A 242-nucleotide genomic window follows, 5' to 3' on the forward strand; every position below is an offset into this window, starting at 1 on the left:
GCGGGTTCGCGGCGGCGCAGCAGACGGGCGACGAGGTAGCCGCAGACCAGGGACAGCACGACGAGCATCCCCAGGTCGAGCAGCCACACACCGGCGGAGTGCTCGAACAGCGGGTCGGACTTGTCGGGGACGATCCGTTCGAGGTCGATGGTGCCGGCCATGGCGGCGAACGCCCACCGCGAGGGCACCAGCCAGGCCAGCTGTTCGAGGACGATCGTGCCCTTCACATCCAGCAGTGCTCC

1 pseudogene is annotated in these 242 nt (G+C 69.4%); it reads right to left on the bottom strand.

Features of this window, described 5'->3' with window-relative positions:
- A pseudogene (locus AOK23_RS50615) lies at window positions 1-242 on the bottom strand (ABC transporter ATP-binding protein); the annotation flags it as partial.

Origin of the sequence: Streptomyces torulosus (assembly GCF_001419765.1) — a bacterium.
Classification (GTDB): Bacteria; Actinomycetota; Actinomycetes; order Streptomycetales; family Streptomycetaceae; genus Streptomyces; species Streptomyces torulosus.